Genomic DNA, 18,003 nt, shown 5'->3' with positions numbered 1-18,003 from the left:
ATCTGTCCTATTCGAACATTCACATAGGGCAGGTTCAAACTTATTTGATATGATAGTCTCATAGAAAGTGAGGGAATCACATGAAAAATGGGAAATGGTATTCGTTTTTAATCGGTTCGGTCTTCTTGACGGGCATCGCCTTATACGGTTTATGGATCGGCTATCAAGATATCGTCAACCCCCCGGAACGCACACTCTCGATTAGTGAAGATTCGAGACCCGAACCGGTCGGTGACGTTTACGTCGCTTTAGGTGACTCCCTGACACGCGGCGTCGGGTCGACGTCAGGTGCTGGCTACGTTCAGCCGGTCGGTGAAGCGCTCGACGAAGACGGCATTCGTACGCAGAACTTGGCCGTCTCTGGTGCCCGGACTGAGGATTTGTTGGCCCAACTCGAACAACCGGAAGTACGGCGAACGATTGAGAACGCCCGCTACATCACACTCACGATTGGCGGCAACGACCTGTTCAATCGCGGCGAGAACGTCGATAACTTTGAATCGGTCGATATCGAACAAGTTGTGACCGATGCCAAGACGAATTTGAATGACATCTTTGAACAAGTTCGCGGATTGAACGATACGGCACAAATCGTTTATATCGCGCTCTATAATCCATTCCAAGAGAACGAAAACGGTGAGGCGTTCAATCAACTGATTCTCGATTGGAACGCCTCGGCGGCCACGTTCGGAAACGCGCAACGCATCGACGTGATCGACCCGTTCGCATACGTCTCTGACGTCTCGCGTGACCTCGCGACCGACCAGTTCCATCCGAGCGATCGCACGTACGAGAAGTTAGCCGAGGACGTCCTGTTCATCCTCGAATAAGTAAGATGGCCTGATCATCGCGATCAGGCCATTTTTTCATCGTTCATATTTGACGAGCCAGCGCTCCCCGTCGCGCGTCATGGACGTTCCGTACCAACCCGCCTTCAACAAGGCGCCCTGTTGCTCCGTCTCGCCCATCTCGAGCCATGTCGCTTCTCCGGCCGGTCGCCAGTCGCTGTGCAGTTCCTTCATAAAGATGTAGCGCAACTTCCCGCCATACTTCGGTTTAAGGGCACCGATGCGAAGCCCGAGGGCAAACTTGTCTTTCAAGCTCGGGATGTTGAATGGTGCCACGGTCGCACAGACGAGGTCGAATCGGCTACCATGTTCCAGCTCTTTCATCAGAAGCCTGCCGAGATGCTGTTGCAGGCCGTAGCCGCGGTAGTCCGGGTGGACGTTCGTCACTTCTTGATAAATGATGCGCTCCAGTCCCTCTGATGGATATCCGATATCATAGCCGAGATGCTCGTCATCGAGCGGTGGGATGAGGAGCGCGCGGAACGCGATCAACGTTCCCTTGTGATATGCCCCGATGAGCGTCCGGTCCGTCAACAACTTGACGAACTCCTCTGTCGACAAGGACTGATACTGGCTCCCTTCCGTCAGTGTATCCATGACATCCTGTTGCACCGCCTCGATTTGTTCCAGGTCGGTCATCGCCAAATATGTGACCTCGATGTCGAGGCCGTTACAATCACCGCGCCACATGATCGGTCCCTCCGACGACGTACGTCGCGGTCGTCAGACGTAATAAGACAGATTCATCGACGTCGACACCGAGTCCTGGTCGTTCAGACAATCGAATGAACGGAAGGTCGTACGTCAAATTGCCGATGTCTTCTGCGAAGCGGAGCGGCCCTGTCAATTCGACCGATTGGACGATTTTGCTCGAGAACGCGACGTGGAAACCTGCACTCGAAGCGACCGACGACTCGACCATCGACCCGATTTGGCACTCGATACCTGACATCTCGGCCATATGGACAAGTTTTTTCGCCGGGTAGATGCCGCCGCACTTCATCAGTTTAATGTTCACTTTGTGGGCGGCCTGCATCATCGTCAGACGACGCATTTCGGTTACACCCCGCACGCCTTCATCAATCATGAGCGGGACCGAGATTTTCCCTTTTACTTCGACCATGCCTTCAAAATCGTCGGCTTTGACCGGCTGTTCGACCCAATCGATATGGAATGGTTCGAGCAACTTCATCGCTTGGAGCGTCTTGGCAGCATTGACCCAACCTTGATTGACATCGACCCGAATCGGAACGTCCGGTCCGACAGCTTGCCGAACCGCCTCGACACGTCGTACGTCCGAGGCGACATCGACGCCGACTTTCATCTTGACGGCTGTATAGCCTTGTTCGATTTGTTCGAGCGCCTCGGCCGCCATCGCTTCCGGATCTCCGATGCTTAACACGTGCGTGACCGGGAAGGCATCGTGATAACGGCCGCCAAGCAACTCATACACAGGCAAGCCAAGTTTTTTCCCAACAACGTCGTGGCAGGCAATATCAAGCGCCGCCTTCGCCGCCGGCACGTCCCGGATGGCTCGGTCCATCACGTCATGGATTCGTTCCATATGCATCGGGTTTTGCCCGATCAAAAGTGGTCCTAGCACATGTTGGATGACGCTAATCGTACTGTCGAGCGACTCACCCGTGACGTGCTCATCAGCGACGGCCTCGCCGTAACCGACATGTCCGCACTCGGTCGTCAGTTTCACGATTACCGACGGCATGTCGTCATAGCGGTGATAACTGACGATGAACGGTACTTTCAGTGGTAGACGTATCGCAAACAGCTCGATTTTCTTTATTCTCATATCCATTCCCCTTTACTTTTTATATATCGTTAGCTATATTGTCGTTAAATAGTCGTTAAATTGCAAGGAGGAGTTTTGATGTCCATCCATATCGCCATCGTCGGGTCGCACGAATTCGTGGCGACCATCCGTACCCTCGGTGCCCCAGAAGGTGTTCGGTTCGCGTATCACCCTTATGAGCATCCCCATGAAGCAGCCGTTATCGCCAAAACGCTCGGCTCGTTCGATGGTGTCTTTTTTTCCGGGTCGTTCCCGTTCACTTATGCGGCCCCCTACCTTCAAAACGTGGCGACCCATCACGTCGTCCAAGACGAGACTGTCCTATTAACGACACTTCTCTATGCGACGCTAACCCACTCATTCCCTCTTGATCAACTGTCCATCGATTTGGTCGAGCCGGAGCGCTTGACGTCAATCCTCGAGTCGTTCCCGAATCATGCCTCGACTCCTGTCGTTATGAAAATCGAACCGAATATCGCTTTCGAAGATGTGATTACTTTTCACACGGAGCACCGGGCCAAGCAGGCGAAACTGGCCGTGACGAGCATCGAACAAGTTCATCGTCAACTCGTCCGTGATGGGTATCATAGTCTATTGATGATCGAGCCGCGGACCACGGTCGAGCGCCATCTCGATATGTTAATTCAACGAATTCGACGCCAGTTCGCGGACGACGCCCAGTTCGCCATCATTCGTTTCGAGACCGACGACAAGGCATTACTCGAACATTTGAAAGTGGTCCGCTACCTTGGCGGACACATCGAATCGACCGACGATGGTCGTATCACGCTACTTACGACACGAGGCGAGACGAACAACGCCCTCGATACAAGTACGCTCAGCCCAACAGGTGATTATCGAATCGGAATCGGCTATGGCACGCAATATCAACAAGCATACGAACATGCTGAGATCGCACTATCGGCCGCGAGCAAGGAGCGCATTCGAATCGTCGACGATTCAAAACGCCTGTCCTTTCCGAACCGTGAGGACCGCATCCCCTATCGAGTGACCGAAGTAGCGGTCTTTGACGTCATCAAGCAAGCTGGAATCAGTCCGGTCAACATCGGTAAAATTATGCAGTTCTCAAAGCACCATCTCGAATTCACGGCAAAAGAGTTGACTGACCATCTCGCCGTCTCAAGACGGACGACGGAGCGACTCATCAAAAAATTACATGACGCGCAACTGATCGAAGTGATTGGTGAAGAGATGAGTTACAACCAAGGACGACCTCGTGCCGTCTATAAATTCAATTTCCCGACCTGAATAGGCCGGGAAATTTTTCATTGTGCTGCTTGTTTTTCGAGTGGCGGTTCCACACTCTGCACAGCAATCCGTGCAATCGTGAAACCTGTGAACGCATAGATAATCGAGATGACCGGAACGATGAAGTTCAAGATCGCGTATGGCGCATATTCGAACGCCCCGACGCCGAGCGTCCCGAGAATGAACACACCGCACGTGTTCCATGGGATGAAGACCGACGTCAGTGTCCCGCCGTCCTCGAGTGCCCGGGATAAGTTTTTCGAGTGAAGCCCCATTTTCTCATAAGCACCTGCAAACATACGAGATGGAACGACGATCGAGATGTATTGTTCGGAACACGTGGCGTTCGTTGCTACCCCGGCGAGAATCGTCGACGCAATCATCGAACCGGCCGTTTTCGCCAGTTTGACGATTTGATTCATGATCGATTGCAGCATCCCCGAGTATTCTAAAATCCCTCCGAACGTCATCGCGACGATCGTCATCGAGACAGTGTACATCATCGCGTCGAGACCGCCCCGACTGAACAAGTTGTCGACGAGTTCATTACCGGTGTCGATCACATACCCGCTCTGCAACGCCCCGACGCTGTCGGCGAGCGAACCGCCTTGGACGATGACTTGGGCGAGAAAGCCGAGCGCAATCCCGACGACGAGTGCCGGAATGGCCGGTACTTTCCTCGCGACGAGGACGATGACAGCAAGTGGAATCAATAGGAGCCACGGCGAGATGACGAAGCTGTCCTGTAAAATACCGAGTGTTTGGACGATTTCTGAAGAGTCCGTCGTCGTCTCACTGAACCGTCTGCCAAGCCACCAATAGGCGCCGAGCGCGATGACGAGCCCTGGAATCGTCGTGTAGAGCATATGCCGAATATGTTCGAACAAGTTCGTGTGCGTCAAACCCGCCGCGAGGTTCGTCGTATCCGACAACGGGGACATCTTATCCCCGAAGTATGCCCCTGAGATGACAGCTCCGGCGACCATCGGTGCTGGTATCCCCATACTCAGTCCGATGCCCATCCCGGCGACGCCGATCGTTCCCATCGTCGACCATGAGCTGCCAATCGAGAGCGCGACGACCGAGCAGATGATACAAATCGTCACCAAGAAATAGGCCGGTGAAATAATCGTCAATCCGTAATAAATCATCGTAGCGACGACGCCTCCCCCGATCCAGGCACCAATCGTTAAACCGACCAAGATGATGATGACGACGGCCGGTAGTGCGAGCCGAATCCCTTTGTACATCATCTCCTCGATCTCTTTCCACTTGTACCCGTGTCGCCATGCGACGAGCGACGCGACCGCTGTCCCGACGATGAGTGGGATGTGCGGCCCTTGTTCCAATTTGACGATGGCTACGAGCATGACCCCGATCATGACAAGTAGCGGCAATACCGCCCAGCGAAGCTTCATGTCTACCTTGTTCCCCTGTTGTTCCATGTGTCTTCCTCCCCGATAGCGAAAAATTCAGAATTGTCGTTATATTGTCGCTAATAAGTAGATGATAACGCTTACATTTAAAGTTGGCAATAAAAAAATGAACGAGCTCGTCCGGCCCGTCCATCTAGTCAATCGCTTCAATTATCGTTTGCGGCCCGGCGCAACGTATCGGCGAGTAAGGCGGCCGCTTCTGGTAAGACGTCCCGATCGAACGACATATGAGGATGATGGAGCCCCGGTGTCAAGTTCGCGCCGATTCCGATCATCGTCGCATCGAGTCCCGGCTGTTCGACCGTATAGAAATGAAAGTCGTCACTACCTGATGTAATGATCCGGTCGACGAGCGCGCTTTCCCCGAAGCGGTCGACAATCGCTTCGGCCGCATGTCGGCTCGAGCGTTCGCCGATCTCCGCACCCGGTGTGAAGTCTTGCCAGTCCCAGTGGATGGTGACATCATGAAGGACGGCGATTTGCTGCAACAGCGTCTCGACGCGGTCACGTAACGCCAGCAACTCCTTGTTCTGTTGAGCCCGGACATCGAGTGAGAACGTCGCGTTCCCTGGGATAATATTCAAATTATCGCTACCGGCTTGGACGCCCGTCAACTTGATCGAATGGGGCTCGAACGGCGACAAGTAGATGCTTTTGAGCATCTGTTGAATCGTAAAGATGACATCTAACGCGTTTTGACCTTGATGCGGTCGCGCACCATGGGCATCGACCCCGATAACGCTTCCTCTTAGAAAGAATGCGGCTCCGTGTTGAATCGCAGCCGCATATTGTCCGCGCTGCAATTCCTCGAGCGGTCGCAAGTGGATGCCATACAGCTGACTCACTCCTTCGAGTGCCCCTTTTTGAATCATCGCGAGCGAGCCGTTCCCTTGTTCTTCTGCCGGTTGGAAAATGAAGCGAATCCGCTTCGATAGCATCTCATGTCTCAACAGGTCGAGCGCGCCGAGCACCATGCTGATGTTGGCGTCGTGCCCGCATGAGTGATTGGCTTGAAACGTCCCGTCGACTTGTTGCCATAAGGCATCGATATCGGCCCGGACAGCGATGACGTCATCACCTTGCCCAATCTCTGCGATGACCCCGGTCACGTCCGCAAACGTCTCGTGACGGACTTGCCATGACGTCAAGATGTCGGCAATCGTCTTCGTCGTCTCAACCTCTTTCCAGCTCACTTCCGGATGAGCATGAAAATGCTCAAACCAGTTCAATACGTTCGTCGTCATGATCAATTCCCCCATATGTACTTATATTTTTTTGACCCCTTTGATTAAGAGCCACTGCAGCGGCAATCGGGCCCACGTGACCCATTTTGGGAGCGGTATTTTGCCTAGTTTCGACGGTTTGAGCGCCATGTTGATATTGGCCGGGAACACCGCGATTAAGAAAGCGGGTAATGTCCCTTTCACGAAGCGCGTCCCTTTGTTCATGAGCAACAACACACCATAGACGACCTCGATGACCCCGCTTGCCTGGACCATGAATCGTTTGAACGGCCATGATTTCGGAATAATCGACATGAACGCCCGCTCCTGAATGAAGTGCATGATGCCGGCCCCTAGAAATAAAATCCCGTATAGTTTACGAATCAACTGAACCCCTCCTTTTTTCTAAGCATAACAAAAAAGATGGGCTGCGTGCCCATCTTTACAGTGCGTCTCCATTTGCGTTTTGAATCTCGACATCGACCGTTTCGGTCTTACCGTCACGAACGTATTCGATTGTGACGGTCCCGTCCGTGTCTCGAATCAGTTCACTCCGCAGGTCGATGAACGATGAGACAGCCTGGTCGTTGATTTTCACGATGACATCGCGTGCCTCAAGTCCTGCCCGTGCAGCCGAACTGTTCGCTTGCACTTCAACGATGATCGTGCCCGACGTCACCGACTCCGGCAAATTGATTTGCTCGGTCAAGTACCCCGGTGGGAACTCCGACACGTCCCGAAGCGAGACGCCGAGCGATGGATGATTCACTTCGCCCGTCTGTTCGATTTGATTGATGAGCGGCAAAGCGATATCGACCGGGATGGAGAAGCCGACCCCTTCGACCGAGTCGGTCGCGATTTTCATCGAGTTGATCCCAATCAATTGTCCTGATTCGTTGATTAACGCGCCACCGGAGTTACCCGGGTTGATGGCCGCGTCCGTCTGAATGACTTCGGCGTTGAAGTCGGCTTGTCCGTTCTCATCCGTATCGACCGGGACGAGACGTGACGTCGACGAGACGACGCCGCGTGTGACCGAGTTCTCAAACTGGCCGAGCGGGTTCCCGATGGCGACGACGGTTTGCCCCGGTTTCAACTCGCTCGACTTTCCAATCGAGATGACGGACGAGACTTTGTCCGCATCGACTTCGAGCACGGCCAAGTCATACGTGGCGTCGCTACCCATCAATTTGGCGTCCGCTGTCGATCCGTCATTGAATGTCACGGTCAAACGGTCAGCACCGTTGACGACGTGATGGTTCGTGACGATGTAAGCCGAGTCGCCGTCTTTCTTATAGATGACACCCGAGCCGACCCCGGCTTCGACAGCCTCACTTGAAAAACCGTTTGACGCGAAATTGTTCACCGTCACGACAGCAGGCTGTGCGGTCGCGACCGCATCGGTAACCGAGCTGTCCGTTGTCGTAGACGTCGTCTGGACCGGCGACCCTTCCGACGTCACGTTCGTATCAGACACATTTGTCGGCACTTGATCGATGAACGGAAAAGCGATGGCGCCAGTCAAGACGGCACCAATCACGCCACCGACAAACCCAGGGAACATCCGGCCGACGAACGATGGTCGGGCCGGTTGCTCTGCGCGCGACGGTTCTTGTCGTTGTTCTGACGAGCCGAGCTCAGTATCGAGCCAATCCTCGCGGTGATTTTGTTCATTTGATTCTGTTGGACGATCATTGCGTTCCATGTGTAATCATCTCCTATATGATGTTTCCTCTTTGTTCTACCCTTAGTATAAGAGGCATAGTCATCGTTTTGCGGAAATGAAGCATCGATTACAAGATTCTTCACAATTTGCGTCAATTGGGTCAGACGATGACGTTACGGAGCGTCCCGAGTCCCGTGATGCTCACTTCGACCGTGTCTCCTGATTGGAGATAGACGGGCGGCTTCATGCCGTGGCCGACCCCGGCCGGTGTGCCGGTCGCGATGATGTCTCCTGCTTCAAGTGTCATGCCCTTTGACAAAGTCCGAATTAACTCTTCGATCGGGCGAATCATATCCGCCGTCGACCCATCTTGACGTGTCTCGCCATTGACAACCGTTTGAATCGTCAGTGGGAACGAGAGCTCATCCGGTGTGACGATATACGGCCCCATCGGACAGAACGTATCGAACGATTTGCCGCGGAAAAACTGGACGTGTTGTTTTTGCACATCCCTGGCCGTGATGTCGTTCAGAATCGTGTAACCAAAAATATGGGCATCGACGTCGTCAATATCCCGCCCTGATTTCCCGATGATGACGGCGAGTTCGCCTTCATAGTCGAGCTGGTCGGTCAATTCGGGGTGACGTTCGACGACAGCCTCTGGGCCGACGACCGAGGTCGGCGCTTTCGTGAAGATGACGAGCTTACCGGCCCCCGCCGTATCCATCTCTTTCACATGCTCTTCGTAATTTTTCCCGATACAGATGACATTTTTGAGCGGACGATACGGTGCGACGAACGTGACGTCTTGAAGCGCCAGCCTTGGCGCGACATCTAGATCGACATCCGGTTCAAACTCACGCGCGATGACTTCTAACAACGAAGTCGTATGTAATTGGTCACTGACGTCATAGACGAACTCGCCTGCCACGACACCGACCCTTTGCTCTCCTTCAACTTGAAAACTACACCATTTCATCAAAATTCCCCCTTTTTTGCTAGTATACAAAAAATCGGGACGCGACGGCCCCGATTACGCTTTGTTTAAGAAAATAATCCGCTGGTTGCTCGATCCCCGAAACCGGAGCGACCGGTCCATGAGCGGCTGTTCGAAACGCCCATCGACGAGCACATCGGCACGGTCGAGCACGCTTGTGACGAATTCGTCGTGCATGGCTTGCAACTGTTCGAGCGTATAGCCCGTATACACCCAAACGTTTTTCTGAAGGACCTTACATCCGTCAACGAGCCGTGCCAATTCTTCCGGTTGCAGAAATGGTTCCCCGCCTGAAATCGTCACCCCGTCCCAGCCTGATTGTTCGATTTGAGCGAGTAAGTCCGCGACCGAGACGTCTTGTCCTCCACGTGGATTCCAAGATTCTGGATTATGACACCCAGGGCAACGGTGCGGGCAGCCCGCCGTAAAGATGACCGTGCGAATGCCTGGACCGTCGACGACCGATTCTTCAAGTACGGATAGGACGCGCATGATGCTTCACCCTCGCTCGTTCTTCTTCTCGTTTTGCCGAATTCCACCGGTCCATCGTCCCGACCAAGTAGCCGGTGATGCGACGGATCCGTTCAATTCGTTCATGCTCGCCACATGTCGGGCACGCTTCGTCGATGATCCCTTCAAGGCCGCAGTTGCCACAACGGTCGACCGGATGGTTGATCGACCCGTAGCCAACGTTCTCGGTCCGCATGAGCCGGACGATCGCTTCGACCGCTTCCGCGTTATGGGCGAGCGATCCGTCGACTTCGACATACGTGATATGACCCGCATCACAGAGCGCGTGGTAAGGCGCTTCGAGACGGACTTTATCGCGAATCGAGACCGATTGATACACGGGCACATGAAACGAGTTCGTATAAAAGGCGCGGTCGGTCACACCTTCGATCATCCCAAACGATTGCTGATCTCTCGTCACAAATTTACCCGACAATCCTTCGGCCGGGGTGGCCAAGAGAGAAAAGTTCAAATCGTATCGTTCCGATGCCTGCTTCATTCGATCACGTAAATGAGTGACGATATCGAGCCCAAGCCGTTCCGCCTCTCGCGACTCGGCATGCGTGCCACCTGTGAGAACACGAAGCGCTTCGGCGAGACCGATAAATCCGACCGAGAGCGTCCCTTGCTTCAGTACCTCGCGAAGATCGTCTTCTGGACCGAGTCTCTCTCCACCCCGCCAGACGTGTTGGGCATAGAGGAACCGAAATTCGTCGGCGTGCCGCTTCGCTTGATAGTCGAATCGTTCGAGCAATTGATCGATGGCGACGTCGACGTAAGCGTCGAGCGTCTCATAAAAAGTATGGATATCCGAGGAGACGAGTGCCATTTTGACCAAGTTCAACGTCGAAAATGATAAGTTGCCTCGTCCAATCGACGTCTCGGCACCATGTCGATTCCCCATCACCCGTGTCCGACAACCCATGTAGGCGACTTCCGAGCCGTGCGTCCCGTCGTAGTATTGAAGGTTGAACGGAGCATCGACGAACGAGAAGTTCGGGAATAACCGCTTGCCCGTCACACGACAGGCGAGACGGAACAAGTCGACGTTCGGATCGTCCTCATGGAAGTTGACCCCTTCTTTCACTTTAAAGATTTGAATCGGGAAAATCGGCGTCTCCCCGTTACCGAGCCCTCGCTCGGTCGCACGCAGCAACTCTCGAATGAATACGCGTCCCCACCGGCTCGTGTCGGTGCCGTAATTGATGGAAACGAACGGTACTTGTCCGCCACCACGTGAGTGCATCGAGTTAGCGTTGTGGATGAACGCCTCACACGCTTGATACGTCGCCGCGATTGTTTCAGACTCGGCAGTTTCAAAGAGTTGCTCGGTCGTCCATTCGACTGGTAGCTTTTTGAGCCGCTCGAGCTGACGTTCATACGTTTTTTCGACATACGGTGCGAGGTCGACATCAAACATCGGGAAAGCTTGACCGCCATGCTGCATGTTTTGGTTCGCTTGAAGAATAATCGAAGCGAGCGCCATCGCCGAGCGGATATCCTGGGGCGGTCGAATCGTCCCGTGCCCGGTATGAAATCCGTTCGTGAGTAACTCACCGAGTGGGATTTGACAACACGTCGTCGATCCTGTCACGTAGTAGTCGGCGTCATGGATATACAAAAAATTATCTTCGACGGCTTGACGTGACCGTTCTGATAATAGATATGTCGTCGACAATTGTTTTGATACTTCTGAGGATAATCGTGCCAATTTTCCAAGTGGTGATTTCCCGTCGACGTTGGCGTTCTCTTGTACGAGGTCCTGATCTGGGAGAACACAGACATCTTCATAAAGCTGGAGCATATTCACTCCGCATCACCTCACTATATATTGATTACAAGCGAGTTAATCACTCGCTCAAGTTCCATATATAGATTATGTCATGTTTTGCTATTGAGCTGTGAAGTCGAAATTGTGATCAATGCTTGTGATAAAAACGCAAAAGCAGTCGAGCCACTGACGTGGACTCGACTGCTCGTTGTCGTGAGCTACCTTATACTTCTTTGGCAGGTTTCACAATTTTCAATTCGACTTCTTCCGTTGCTTCCGATTCTTGGGCTTCACGCAAGCCTTTCGCGTTTAACCACGTATAGATCGCACCCATGAACAACGCGCCACCGATGATATTCCCGAACGTGGCTGGAATCAAGTTGTGGATCGCGCCGGCAAAGCTGATCGCCTCAGGATGCGGGACGACGAGCGTGAGGGCGAACAAGACGAAGTTGGCGATGACATGATCAAATCCTGAGGCGAAGAAAACGGCGACGAGGAAGATCATCGAGAAGATTTGGGCGAACTCGTTTTTCATTTGCTTCGGCAAGAAGATGGCAAGACAGACCATCCAGTTGCAGAAGATTGCGCGGAAGAAAATTTCGACCGTCGTGTGGTGCATCTTGCTTTCGACGACCGAGAACAGCCAGTTGTCCATCCCAAGTTCTTGGATGACACCGGTCGGAGCGAGCAGCAAGGCGAACAAAACGCCACCGAGCGCATTCCCGACAAAGCAGAGCAACCAGACGAGCATCGTGTCGCTGAGCGTCGTGTACCCCCGCATCGTCGAGGTTGTGAAGTACATCGTATTCCCGGTGAACAGTTCGGCTCCGCCATAGATGATCATGACGAGGGCGATCCCGAATGAGAATCCTCCGATGAGCGTTGTGAACGGAGAATCGATCAAATACATTCCGTTGACGACTTTCAGTGTGAAAATTGAAGCGAATCCGATAAAGATCCCCGCGAGCATTGCTCGTAAAAAGTACTCCATTGGCCGATAATGAATCATTTGCGAAGATGCCTGTGCTTTCTTCCGCAACGATTCGAGTGCATGGATTTCCATTGATGCCATGTCACAAACCCTTCTTTCTGTTTGAATGAAACCATTATAATAAGAACGAACATGTGAAATCATTAACAATATAAGCCCGAAACGAATAAATTGCAATCGCCCCTTCCACATGTTGACACATTTTTCACATCGTAATCGTTTACATTTGTCGGATTTGTGACTAGAAAAAAACGACCCTTCGCAAAGGGCCGTTCGAAATGATTATTCTTTGTTTTCAGAAGCCTCTTCCGACTCTTCCGTTGAAGTTTCTGACGCCTCTTCAGTCGCTTCAACTTCGCCTTCTGTCGCTGTATCAGCTTCAAGGTCTTCGACCGCCACCGGTTCATTCACCGATGCGATTTGAAGATCACCCTCAGATACGATTTCGTAATCTTTGTTCTCTGGAATATCAGCGACAGTGAGCGAGTCACCGATGCCGAGTTCAGAAACATCAAGCTCGATACGCTCTGGAATGTTGGCTGGTGTTGCCGAGACCGTTACTTTGTAGAGCGTCTGTGCCAAGTAGCCGCCTTCTTTGACGCCTTTCGCGTCGCCGACGAGTGTGACGTCCGCTTCGACTTCTGTCGCTTCGTCCATCTTCACTGCCATAAATTCGACGTGCTTGTATTCGTTCGTGAATGGGTCGACTTCTGTCCCGTGAACGAGTGTGTTCACTTTCTTACCATCGATATTGAGTTCGATCAAAGCGTTGTCGCCGTGTTCACGAAGAATCTTACGAAGTGCCATCTCTTCGAATGCGACCGGTGTGCTTTCAACTTTGTAGCCGTAAACGACACCTAACACTTTTCCTTCTTTACGCAAGTTAGCGCGGACCGAACGTGGTCGTAATTCTCGTTTCGTTACTTTAAGCGTGTCTGCCATAATCTTTTCCCCCTACTGGTTTATCGATCATGTCTACATCTTGAGGGTGAGGCAGTGAAAAAGCCACCTCTCAACCTCGATGCGTTGAGTGACATGTGTATATTGTTCCCATAGGTACAACTAAATAAACGTTACAGCCGGTTAAAATAAGATTACAACTGTGTCACATAACGCGTTTAAATAGCTTCTCGAGCTCGTACGTGCTCCACTTCACTAAAATCGGACGACCGTGCGGACACGTGTACGGAGACGTCGTCTGATTCAAATCGTGAAGCAATTGCCGCATCATCTCGTGGTTCAACGGATGGTTTGCTTTAATCGACCGTTTGCACGCCATCAAAATCGACGCATCTTCCCGATATTTAGCGATGTCAATGGAGCGATCCCGGATCGCCATCTCTATCAAATCACGGACCGTTCCTTCTAAATCGTGTTGCGGGTACCACGTCGGAATCTCTCTAACGAGGAACGTGTTGCCGCCGAACGGCTCCAATTCTAGACCTGCTTCTTTTAAAAGCGGAGTGACTTCTTCAATCGCGAGCGCCTCTTCTTGCGTGAACTCGAGCGTGAGCGGAAGCAGCAACAACTGGTATTCCTTGTCAGGATTCCCGAGCTGCTCGTAAAACAACTCATATTTGATTCGTTCCTGGGCCGCGTGTTGGTCAATGACGTACATCCCGTCCTCGGCACCACAGACGATATAACTCGCATGCAATTGACCGATGACGTCGAGCGGCGGCAACCGCTCTCCTTTCGTCTCGATTGTTTCCGATTCGACCGTCGACTCTATCGGCTCAGGCGCTTCATTGACAAGCGGGGTCGGCGACCATCGACTCGGTGACGTGACAGGCTCACGTGGAATTGGATAGTTCCACGTCGGCGCTTCATCCGTGACCGGCGCCCGTTCAACCGTGAAATCAAGTCGCTCTTGTTCGGTCCGATTGACCGGTCGCTCTTTCGGTTTGACCGACGGGATTAAACGCTGTTCCCGGAGTGTCAGTTGGACCGTCTCGCGAATCAATTGACAGAGCTCTTTCTCTTTTGAAAGCCGAACTTCTCGTTTCGTCGGATGGACGTTGACATCGATCAGCATCGGGTCCATGTTCACTTCGAGGACAGCGATCGGATAACGACCAATCGGTAGCAGCGTGTGGTAGCCTTCGAGCACACTTTGGGTCAAAGCGAAGTTTTTAATGCTTCGCCCGTTCAAAATGAGTGTCACGTACTGCTTGTTCGAACGCGTCACTTCCGGACGGACGAGATGGGCGCTCAAACTATAGTCGTTCGTCTTACTCGACGCCGTGACAATTTGGGCCGCGACTTGTCGGCCATAGATGGCGAGCATGACTTGTTTGATGTCTCCGTTCCCGCTCGTCCTGAGCAGTTCCTTGTCTTCATGGAACGCCGTGAGGCGCACTTCCGGGTGGGACAAGGCGATCCGGTTCAACGTGTCGGTGATGCTCGCCAGTTCCGTCGCGGACGTTTTCAAATACTTCAATCGGGCTGGTGTATTATAGAACAATTGACTGACGGCTATCTCCGTCCCGACGTTCGCCGCGGCCGGTGTTTGCGCCGTGACAACGCCGCCTTGAAGCGTCATCTCGAACCCGTCTTCCTCGGCCCGGCGTGACTTCAGCGTCACATGGCTGACCGAAGCAATCGAGGCGAGCGCCTCCCCACGGAAGCCGAGCGTGCGAATCCGGAACAAGTCGTGCTCGTCCCGAATCTTACTCGTCGCATGACGTAAAAAGGCGCGCGGGGCGTCCTCTTCATAAAACCCGTGCCCGTTATCGCGGACTTTAATGAGCCGGATGCCCGCTTCCTCCAAATCGACTTCGATTTTGGTGGCGCCGGCGTCAATCGCGTTCTCGACGAGCTCTTTCACGACCGAGGCCGGTCGCTCGACGACTTCGCCAGCCGCGATTCGGTTGGCCAGTTGTTCCGGTAACTCTTGAATGATTCCCATCGACTCACCCCTTCTTCGCGGATTGTTGGAGCGCATAGAGCGCTTGCATCGCCTCGATCGGGTTCATCGCCAACAAATCGAGTTCGAGCAATTGTCGTTTAATCTCGTCTTCCGCCTCAAAGAGCGATAGTTGGGCCACGGGTTCTGCCGTTCCCGGATGTTCAATAGCTGCCCGTTCCGGTTTCGAGTCCGTCTCAAGTTGAGACAAGATGGTCCGCGCCCGTTCAATCAAATCACGGGGCAATTCAGCGAGCTCAGCGACATGAATCCCGTACGACTTATCGGCCCGCCCCGGATGTACTTCATGTAGAAACACGACACGCCCGTCTCGCTCGATGGCGCGGACGTGAACGTTCTCAAGAGCAGGGATCGTGTCTTCGAGCACGGTCAGCTCGTGATAGTGGGTCGAGAACAACGTCTTCGCTCCAATTGTCGAAGCGATGTATTCAACGATAGCCTGGGCGAGTGCCATGCCGTCATACGTCGACGTCCCCCGACCGATCTCATCGAGCAAGATGAGGCTGTGTTCGGTCGCCTCTGTCACCGCTTGGCGTGTCTCCGTCATCTCGACCATGAACGTCGACTGGCCGCTCACCAAGTCATCGGCCGCACCGATGCGGGTAAAGATTCGATCAAACAATGGAATCTCAGCCGCTTCAGCCGGCACGAACGACCCGATTTGATGCAAGATGGCGATCAAGGCGAATTGACGCATATACGTCGATTTACCGGACATGTTCGGTCCGGTGATTAAGAGCATGCGCCGCGTGTCGTCGAGCGTCAAATCGTTGGCGACGTATTCACCGCGTGGTAGCACCGTCTCGATGACCGGATGGCGGCCACGATCGATTTGGACGTTCGTCGACGTCGTCGGCCGGACATAGTCACGTTTTTCGGCGACGATGGCGAGCGCGAGCAAGACGTCAAGCTCACTGAGCGAGCGCGCCAGTTGTTGGAGCGGTTTCGTCTCTTGCTTGACTTGGTCACGCAAGGCGACGAATAAATCATACTCGAGCGTGCAACTCTTCTCTTCAGCCCCGAGAATGAGCGCTTCTTTCTCTTTTAACTCGGGTGTGACGTAACGCTCGGCGTTCGTCAGCGTCTGTTTCCGTTCGTAACGTCCCTCTTCGAGCAGGCGGGCGTTCGCTTTCGTCACTTCTAAGTAATAGCCGAAGACACGATTATAGCCGATTTTCAGCGACTTGATGCCGGTCGCGAGCCGCTCTTGTTGCTCGAGATTGGCAATCCATGTCTTTCCGTTCGCTTTCGCCTCGAGCAGTTCGTCGAGTTCGGCCGAATAGCCGGCACGAATCATCCCACCTTCTTTAATCGAGATCGGTGGCGCCTCGACAAGCGCTGCCTGGAGCATGTTGGCCAAGTCGTCGAATGTGTCGAGCGTATCATCGATTTGACGAAGCCGTGAGGCCGTGACGCCTTCGAGCAAGGCCCGCACCGCCGGGATGCACTCGAGGGTGTTCCGGAGTTGGACGAGGTCACGGGCGTTGGCCGTCCCGTAACCGACTTTGGCGACGAGCCGTTCGATATCGTAGACGTGACGTAGCTGTTCACGCAACTGGTCACGAAGCATGAAGTCATCGACCAAGTTCTCGACCGCATCTTGTCGGTCCCGAATCGCCTGCTCGGTATAGAGCGGCTGTTCGAGCCAACGTTTCAGCAACCGTCCCCCCATCGCCGTCGTCGTCTCATCAAGCAAGGCGAGAAGCGACCCTTTCCGTTCACCGGACCGGGCTGACCGAAACAATTCCAAGTTCCGGGCCGTGTTGGCATCGAGTTGCATATGGGCCTCGACTTCATAGGCGACGGCCGGTTGGAGATGATCGAGGGCGCGTTTTTGCGTGCGCGTCAAATAAGCGAACAGCAATTCAAACGCGCTCACTTGCGCCTCGTCTTTCGCTCCGCTCGACAACGGGCTCGCTAGCCGCTCTGTCTGGACCGACAACGGGATGCCGAGTGATGAGAGATGGTCTGCCAACTCGGCGTCATCAACGATGATTTCACTCGGGACCAACCCTTCGACTTCGCGCAGGACGGCCTCACGCGACGGCAAGGTCGTCAACCAAGATTCACCTGTCGTCACATCGCCGCGGGCAATCCCGAAACGGCCTGCTACGTTCACGACCGATAGTAAATACCGGTTCTCTTTTTCACCGAGTGCAGCCATGTATGTACCCGGCGTGATGACTTGGATGACTTCACGTTTGACGAGCCCTTTCGTCGCTTTCGGATCTTCCATCTGTTCACAGATGGCCACGTTGAATCCTTTTTCGATCAGTTGTTCAATGTAGATAGCGGCCGAGTGATGTGGTACGCCACACATTGGAATCGGGTGCTCAGCGTTCTTCCCGTTTTTCGCGGTCAATGTCAACTCAAGTTCTTTGGCAACGATTTGGGCATCTTCAAAGAACAGCTCGTAAAAGTCACCGAGCCGGTAGAAGAGAAAGGCGTCTGGATAATCGGCCTTGATTGAAAAGTATTGTTTCATCATCGGGGTTTGATGTATCGTTTCCATTCGTGTTCACCTCTAGAAATTAGAACAGCTGACCAAAGGCCAGC

The 18,003-nt window shown here is 53.3% G+C and carries 15 protein-coding genes; 2 read left to right on the top strand and 13 right to left on the bottom strand.

Annotation, left to right across the window (positions count from 1 at the left end):
- Positions 1 to 80: 80 nt before the first annotated feature.
- Positions 81 to 830: a GDSL-type esterase/lipase family protein gene (locus KNP86_RS03365; protein WP_034777417.1), complete on the top strand. Its 750-nt coding sequence runs from the start codon at positions 81 to 83 to the stop codon at positions 828 to 830.
- 36 nt (positions 831 to 866) lie between these two features.
- On the opposite strand, the gene KNP86_RS03360 is transcribed toward KNP86_RS03365, so the two are convergent.
- A complete protein-coding gene (locus KNP86_RS03360) occupies positions 867 to 1,538 on the bottom strand; it encodes a hypothetical protein (protein ID WP_214752828.1) in 672 nt (223 codons plus the stop codon).
- A complete protein-coding gene (locus KNP86_RS03355; RefSeq protein WP_214752827.1) occupies positions 1,525 to 2,655 on the bottom strand; it encodes a mandelate racemase/muconate lactonizing enzyme family protein in 1,131 nt (376 codons plus the stop codon). The genes KNP86_RS03360 and KNP86_RS03355 overlap by 14 nt, the downstream gene beginning before the upstream one ends.
- A gap of 78 nt (positions 2,656 to 2,733) precedes the next feature.
- Between KNP86_RS03355 and KNP86_RS03350 the strand changes: the two genes are divergently transcribed.
- Complete coding sequence (locus tag KNP86_RS03350; RefSeq protein ID WP_214752825.1) at positions 2,734 to 3,924, top strand: HTH domain-containing protein; 1,191 nt, start codon at positions 2,734 to 2,736, stop codon at positions 3,922 to 3,924.
- 17 nt (positions 3,925 to 3,941) lie between these two features.
- Here KNP86_RS03350 and nhaC read toward each other — a convergent pair whose 3' ends face one another.
- The 11 genes from nhaC to mutS form a co-directional block, all read right to left on the bottom strand.
- Positions 3,942 to 5,342 carry a Na+/H+ antiporter NhaC gene (gene nhaC, locus KNP86_RS03345; RefSeq protein ID WP_034779844.1) on the bottom strand — a complete coding sequence of 467 codons (1,401 nt, stop codon included), beginning with the start codon at positions 5,340 to 5,342 and terminating at the stop codon, positions 3,942 to 3,944.
- Between the two features lie 164 nt (positions 5,343 to 5,506).
- On the bottom strand, positions 5,507 to 6,604 hold the full coding sequence (locus KNP86_RS03340; protein ID WP_214752824.1) for an amidohydrolase: 1,098 nt from the start codon (positions 6,602 to 6,604) through the stop codon (positions 5,507 to 5,509).
- A gap of 21 nt (positions 6,605 to 6,625) precedes the next feature.
- Positions 6,626 to 6,970, bottom strand: a complete 345-nt coding sequence (locus KNP86_RS03335) for a DoxX family protein (protein WP_034777412.1) — start codon at positions 6,968 to 6,970, stop codon at positions 6,626 to 6,628.
- A gap of 55 nt (positions 6,971 to 7,025) precedes the next feature.
- On the bottom strand, positions 7,026 to 8,288 hold the full coding sequence (locus tag KNP86_RS03330; protein ID WP_034777411.1) for a S1C family serine protease: 1,263 nt from the start codon (positions 8,286 to 8,288) through the stop codon (positions 7,026 to 7,028).
- A 121-nt stretch (positions 8,289 to 8,409) separates the two neighbouring features.
- A complete protein-coding gene (locus tag KNP86_RS03325; RefSeq protein WP_034777410.1) occupies positions 8,410 to 9,228 on the bottom strand; it encodes a fumarylacetoacetate hydrolase family protein in 819 nt (272 codons plus the stop codon).
- Between the two features lie 54 nt (positions 9,229 to 9,282).
- On the bottom strand, positions 9,283 to 9,738 hold the full coding sequence (gene nrdG, locus KNP86_RS03320) for an anaerobic ribonucleoside-triphosphate reductase activating protein (protein ID WP_214708567.1): 456 nt from the start codon (positions 9,736 to 9,738) through the stop codon (positions 9,283 to 9,285).
- Entirely contained in the window at positions 9,716 to 11,560 is a 1,845-nt protein-coding gene (locus KNP86_RS03315) for an anaerobic ribonucleoside triphosphate reductase (protein WP_034777407.1), read from the bottom strand. The genes nrdG and KNP86_RS03315 overlap by 23 nt, the downstream gene beginning before the upstream one ends.
- A 190-nt stretch (positions 11,561 to 11,750) precedes the next feature.
- Entirely contained in the window at positions 11,751 to 12,602 is an 852-nt protein-coding gene (locus tag KNP86_RS03310) for a formate/nitrite transporter family protein (RefSeq protein WP_200881482.1), read from the bottom strand.
- A gap of 201 nt (positions 12,603 to 12,803) precedes the next feature.
- Entirely contained in the window at positions 12,804 to 13,463 is a 660-nt protein-coding gene (locus KNP86_RS03305; RefSeq protein WP_034777406.1) for a 50S ribosomal protein L25/general stress protein Ctc, read from the bottom strand.
- Positions 13,464 to 13,626: 163 nt separating this feature from the next.
- On the bottom strand, positions 13,627 to 15,429 hold the full coding sequence (gene mutL / locus KNP86_RS03300; RefSeq protein ID WP_214752822.1) for a DNA mismatch repair endonuclease MutL: 1,803 nt from the start codon (positions 15,427 to 15,429) through the stop codon (positions 13,627 to 13,629).
- A 4-nt stretch (positions 15,430 to 15,433) separates the two neighbouring features.
- The gene (mutS, locus tag KNP86_RS03295; RefSeq protein ID WP_214752820.1) at positions 15,434 to 17,959 is read right to left on the bottom strand and encodes a DNA mismatch repair protein MutS; all 2,526 of its coding nucleotides are present in this window, start codon (positions 17,957 to 17,959) and stop codon (positions 15,434 to 15,436) included.
- Between the last annotated feature and the right edge of the window lie 44 nt (positions 17,960 to 18,003).

The organism is Exiguobacterium sp. s16, assembly GCF_018618115.1.
GTDB lineage: Bacteria > Bacillota > Bacilli > Exiguobacteriales > Exiguobacteriaceae > Exiguobacterium > Exiguobacterium mexicanum_A.
This window is presented reverse-complemented; position numbering and strand designations above follow the sequence as displayed.